This is a genomic window from Desulfobacter sp., from assembly GCF_050177295.1.
In genome coordinates, this window is the sequence record NZ_JBFXHE010000425.1 from 1 (window position 1) to 3,804 (window position 3,804).

The following is a 3,804-nucleotide window of genomic DNA, read 5'->3' on the forward strand; positions in this document are numbered from 1 at the left end:
TGGCGCTGGCCTCCGCTTAACGCATGGCAGGGCTGGTTCAGAAACCCTGTATCCCGGGACAGGTGTACCAGGGGCAGGGCGGCAAGGGCCTTTTCATCCCTGTCTTGTTGGGTTTTCCACCCCATGATGTCCAACGGTTCCCGGACAGCCTCCAGGACCGTCAGCCTGGGACTCACGGCCTGGGTCGGGTCCTGGAATACCAGCTGCATGCCGTGTATGCATGAGGTGGCACGGTTGTCCGTCAAGGGCGTTCCCTGGAAGATCACCCGGCCTTTATCCGGTATTTCCAGGGCCACCAGCAGATGGGCCAGGGTGGATTTTCCCGAGCCTGAAGGGCCCACAAGCGCCACGACCTCTCCGAATTTAATCGTGATATCCGCCTGGTGAACCGCCTTGACGGCAGTGCCGTTCAGGTCAAATGTTTTTTCAAGTCCCCGGGCCTCGAGTACCGTGGTGATACCCCCTTTATGGCAGGCCACCTGCCTGTTTTTGCCTGCTTCAACAAGGGGCGGCCGGCGGGTGCTGCAGTTCGGGCCGTGCTGAACACAGCGCGGACAAAAGGGGCAGCCGGAGACGCTGCCGGGGGATGGCGGGGTGCCGGCAATCCCCCAAAGATCTTTGTAGCCGTAAAATTCAGGACAGGCATTAATCAGCCCCCGGGTATAGGGGTGGCAGGGGTCGGCCAGCACTGCCTGGGTGGGTCCGGCTTCAATAACCTGGCCTGCGTACAGGGTGACAATATTTTCGGTCATCCTGGCAATGGCCGGCATGGCATGGGAGATCAGAATCATGGCAAACCCCAGGTGCTGCTGGAGTGTAACAATCAGATCCGCCATGGCAGATGCGGCGGCTGGATCCAGGGCAGTGAAGGGTTCGTCTACTATGAGCAGATCCGGACTGCAGGCAACGGCCATGGCAATGAGTACCCGCTGGCGCATGCCGCCGGATAACTGGTGGGCGTATGCATTTTGCCAAACCGGCTCCAGACCGGCCTGCTTAAAGAGGCTGGCTGTCTGTTGACTGGCTACCGCCCGATTAAGGCCCAAGTGACGGATCAGGGTTTCGGCTACCTGTTCTCCCACCGTAATAACCGGATTGAACACTTCCTGGCTGTTTTGGAAAACCAGGGCAATGCGGTTCCATCGGAATTTCGCAAGCTCCTTTTCTTTCAATCCGGTCAGCTCAACGCCGTTGAAGCGGATATCGCCTGTGATTCGGGCGGATTTGGCAAGGCCCATGACCGCCATGGCAAGGCTGGTTTTGCCGCACCCGGATTCCCCGATCAGTCCCAGGGTTTTCCCCGGGGCCAGGGAGAGGTTGACCCGGTCCAGAACAGGGATTACCAAGTCGTTCTGCCTGTATTCAAGGCATAGATCATTGATTTCCAGAAGTGGTTCAAGCGTCAATGCTCAACTCCTTTTTCCCAGCCTGGGGTCTGCAATTTTTTCCATGTCCCGGCTGACCAGGGCCAGGCTGACCACCATCAGGGTCAGGAAAAACCAGGGGAACACCAGCCACCACTGCCAGAATCGTGTGTAATAGATACCGGGAAAAGAGGTGGCATGGTGAAGGATCAGACCCCAGGATCCGGAAGCGGGATCCCCTAATCCTAAAAAAGAGAGCCCGGCCTCGGCCACAATAGCCCGGCCGGTGAGCCGGATCATGCTCACGGCTGCCAGGGGAAACACCTCGGGCAAAAAATGGCGGCGGATCAGGTAAAACACAGATGCGCCGTTCAGCTCAGCGGCCCGGATGTACTGACGCTGTTTCAAGGCCAACACCCTGGACCGGACAATTCTGGCCGTGTGAACCCATGAAAAACAGGAGAGCACCAGGACAATGGCCGTCAGGCTGGGACCGAAAAAGGCGGCCAGCACAATCATCACCGGCAGGTCCGGCAGCACCAGAAACACATCCACCATGCGCATGATGATCATGTCGGTCAGCCCGCCGGCATATCCCGACACAAGACCTGCAATGGCACCCCCCAACCCTGCGACCAGTGCTGTGCCAAGCCCGACAATCAGGCTGATCCTGGCCCCGTGGCAGATCTGAGCCCACAGATCCACCCCCAGTTCATCCGTGCCCATGATATGTTCGGATTCAGGAGTACTGAGGGCCGGGCCTGACATTTGCCGGTGGGAATGGGAACAGAGCAGGGGCGCTGCCAGGGCCAGGAAGATGATGGCACCCAGAAAAAACGCGCCGGCCCGGCCCGAAGGCGTCATCCGGGAAAAAAGCGCCGGCAGGAATGTAAAACTCATGCCTTCATCAGCCTTTGCCTTTTAGTGTGTGGCTTTTCACTCACCCTGGGGTCCAGCCGCCGGTACACAAGGTCTGCCATAAAATTGGCAGACAAAACCGCCAGGGTCACCAAAAGGAATATGCCCTGGATCAACGGATAGTCCTGGACCATGACCGATTCACGCAACAGCTTGCCCAGTCCCGGATAGTTAAACACGTTCTCCACCAGGACGGCTCCGCCCACAAGCGCCCCAAGGCTCATAAACACCCGGGTGACAATGGGCAACAGGGCGTTGCGCAGGGCATGTCGCCAAAATATCCTGATTTTTGTCAGTCCCTTGGCCCGGGCCGTGACCATGAAATCCTTTTCCAACACCGTCACAAGGCTGTTCCGGGCCAGAAGATAAATGCCGCCCAGACGGGCCAGGGTCAGCGTTGCCACGGGCAGGGCCGCATGCGCGGCAATGTCTGTTGCCTTTTCCATGAGCGTCATTTGGCCAGTGAAATGGGACATGGCCCCGGACAGGGGAAACAGGTCCAGGGCCGCAGCAAAGATAAAAAGAATCACCAGCCCCATAAGAAATGCCGGAATCTCGGAAATAAGGATCAGCCCCACAAATAAAAGCCGATCTGCCCACTGGTGGCGCAATGCCGCCGACACCACGCCCAAAAAAGTACCGATGATCGTGGAGAGCGTTACGGCTGCGGTCACCAGGCCCAGGGTCCAGGGCAGCCGTCGGGCCAGAATTCCCGCGACGGCGTTGTTAAAATAGACCGATTCCCCAAGGTCTCCATGGGCAAGCTTGACCAGATACCGAGCATACTGGACCGGTACGGGATCATCAAACCCGTATTGATCCATATAATAATTTTTCTGAGCCTCAGTGAATTCCGGCAGGTCCTCACCTTCGTCCCCGGACAGATGAACAAACGGGTCTCCGGGCATCATGCGCGGCAAAAGGAAATTTAGGGTAATGATTACCCACACCGTCACCAGGTATGAAATCACCCGGCCGGATGCCCCTGCAGCGGTTTGATTTGTTTTCATATCAGCGCCATGTTTTCCAGTCTAAATAGGACAGTTTGCTGTGCTCCAAACTGTGATGGTCAAACATAAACATCCACCCGTCGTACTTGGCCGGCCGGAACGCCGTGTACCCCGTGGTATAAAACAGCGGGATCTCAGGCACCTCTTCTGCGGCCATCTGCTGGATTTTTACAACCAGGTTCCGCCGCTTTTCAGGATCGGTTTGGGAGCGCTGGGCGTTCAACAATTTCATCAGGGCCGGGGAGGCCAACCCGGAACCACCCGAAGCTGATGGCGAACTTGATTGCTTGATGTCCCCGGTACAGTGGGCGATCAGATAATCAGGGTCACCGCCCCATCCGCCGTGGCCGATGATGGCCAGATCGTAGTTTTGGTTTCTGACCCGGCTGTCCCGGGTTTTACCGTTGCAACTTTTGATGCTTATTTCCACGCCCACGTCAGCCAGACGCTGTTTTAGAATTTGCGCCATCCGGACTTCGTCGCCGGCACATAACAGATCAAAGGCAAGGGGC

General features: G+C 57.4%; 4 protein-coding genes. All 4 read right to left on the reverse strand.

The annotated features are described in order from the left end of the window. On the reverse strand, window positions 1-1,406 hold a 1,406-nt coding region (locus AB7U36_RS20345; protein ID WP_428161455.1), incomplete at its 3' end, for an oligopeptide/dipeptide ABC transporter ATP-binding protein. 3 nt (window positions 1,407-1,409) lie between these two features. Continuing rightward, entirely contained in the window at window positions 1,410-2,264 is an 855-nt protein-coding gene (locus AB7U36_RS20350; RefSeq protein ID WP_428161456.1) for an ABC transporter permease, read from the reverse strand. Beyond that, window positions 2,261-3,292 (reverse strand): ABC transporter permease, encoded by a 1,032-nt coding sequence (locus tag AB7U36_RS20355; RefSeq protein WP_428161457.1) that lies wholly within the window; start codon window positions 3,290-3,292, stop codon window positions 2,261-2,263. Before AB7U36_RS20355 ends, AB7U36_RS20350 begins: the two co-directional genes overlap by 4 nt. 1 nt (window position 3,293) lies before the next feature. Then, window positions 3,294-3,804: ABC transporter substrate-binding protein (locus AB7U36_RS20360; RefSeq protein WP_428161458.1), on the reverse strand; the 511-nt coding region annotated here is incomplete at its 5' end.